This window comes from Dietzia sp. E1 (genome assembly GCF_014145015.1).
In the GTDB taxonomy this organism is placed as follows: domain Bacteria; phylum Actinomycetota; class Actinomycetes; order Mycobacteriales; family Mycobacteriaceae; genus Dietzia; species Dietzia cinnamea_A.
Genome location: NZ_JAALDU010000574.1, coordinates 1 through 1,826, shown reverse-complemented (window position 1 = coordinate 1,826; position 1,826 = coordinate 1). Strand labels below are relative to the sequence as shown.

At 70.6% G+C, this 1,826-nt stretch carries 1 protein-coding gene; it reads right to left on the bottom strand.

Annotated elements, in window-relative coordinates; genetic code table 11:
- Positions 1–161 precede the first annotated feature (161 nt).
- The gene (locus G6030_RS16035) at positions 162–1,526 is read right to left on the bottom strand and encodes a cytochrome P450 (RefSeq protein ID WP_182643793.1); all 1,365 of its coding nucleotides are present in this window, start codon (positions 1,524–1,526) and stop codon (positions 162–164) included.
- Positions 1,527–1,826 lie beyond the last annotated feature (300 nt).

Here is a 1,826-nt window from a genome sequence, read left to right as displayed (position 1 = left end):
CACGCTGGCCGCCGCCACGCTGGCCGTCCCGCCGGCCGACACGCTGGCCGTCCCGCCCCCCCGCCGCCGCGGCATCATCGCCGAGCAGAGGATTTCGCTCAGACCCACTCGGGCGATACAGGCGAAATCCTCTGGACGGCGGAGGCGGGGCGGGCGGCGGGTCAGTTCGCGGCGACGCGTGCCAGCGGCCGGAGCGAGACGGGCAGTCCGTCCGCGGGGTAGGGCAGCGAGTCGTTCTTCATGGGCGGCACGTAGGCCAGCGGGACCGACCACTCGAAGTGGCGTAGCAGCGCGCTGAGCACCAGCTTGGACTCGAGGTTGGCGAAGATCATGCCGAGGCACTTGTGCACCCCGCCGCCGAACGGCTCCCACGCGAAGCGGTGCGACTTGTCCTCCCGCCGCACGTCGGAAAAGCGTTCGGGGTCGAAGATCTCCGGGTCCGTCCAGTACTCGGGCATGTGGTGCGAGTACAGCGGCATGATCGAGGTGAGTCGTCCGGCCGGGATCTCCACGCCCAGGATCTCGGTGTCCTTGACCGTCTTGCGCGCCATCACCGGCACCGGCGGGTGCAGGCGTAGCGACTCCTTCATCACCAACGCCAGATCGGGCAGCTCCTCCAGCTCGGCCATGGTGGGGTTCGGACCCAGGTCCTGGCACTGGCGGCGGAGCCGCTCCTGCCACTGGACGTCGCGGCCGAGCTCGTAGACCATCGACGTCACCGTGCTCGTGGTGGTGTCGTGCGCGGCCATGAGCAGGAAGATCATCTGGTTGATGATGTCGTCGTCGATCCCGCCGGAGGCGTCCGCCACCTGGCACAGGGCGGAGAACAGGTCCTCTCCCGGGTTGGCGCGCCGGGCCGGCAGGTGGCGGCGCAGGAACTCCTCGAGCAGCCGGCGCCCCCGCGCCGCTCGGCCCCACTTGGTGAACGGCACCGCGGTGGAACGGACATAGCCGTTCGCGGCCTGGACGCAGTCGACGAACGCTGTGTTGACCTTGTCGAGCTCCCCGGGCGCGGCGTATTCGGCGCCACCCATGAACACCTCGGTCGCCAGGTCGAGGGTGTGCGTCTTGAGCGCGGGATAGATCTGGAACGCCCGGTCCGGGGCCCAGGCGCCGATGCCCTCGTCGACCAGCGGGGCGAGCCTGCGGGTGTAGCCCTCGAGCCGGGGACGGGTGAACGCCTCCTGCATGATGTGCCGGTAGTGGTGGTGCTCCTCGAAGTCGAGCAGCATCAGCCCGCGGTTGAAGAACGGCCCCACCAGGTATCCCCAGCCGGGGCCGCTGGCGAACGCCTTGTCCGCGTTCTGCAGGGCGGCCTGGCAGGCGTCGGGGCCGATCAGGGCGGTCCATGTGGCGACGAGGAAGTTGAGGTCGGAGACGGGGCCGTGATCGCGATAGCGGCGGGCCATGGTCGCCAGCGGGCTGTGGACGTATTCGAGCGTGCCGCCGAGGATCGGCAGCTTGGAGCGCAGTGGGGCCGGGCCGGGTCGGTAGACCCTCTCCCGCGGATCACCAGGGATGGACATCAGGCACCTCGTTGTCGGGTGACCCCAGTGTGTGACAGCCGTCACTAGTTGTCGCGCGAATACCGAAACCGGCGGTGTCGTTTCTTTCACCCGGCCCGGCCAGCCGGCAGTCCCGCCGGCCGTGACACCGCCGGCCGGCCGCCCCCCCGACTCAGGCTCGGGCGACCAGTGCGTCGATGTCCACGCCGTCGGGCAGAGCGCCGTACTCGGCCGAGCGGTCGTCGCCGAGCCGGGCCAGGCAGAACGCCTCCGCGACCGGGGCCGGTGCGTGGGCCAGCAGGACCGCGCCCTGCTGGGCCA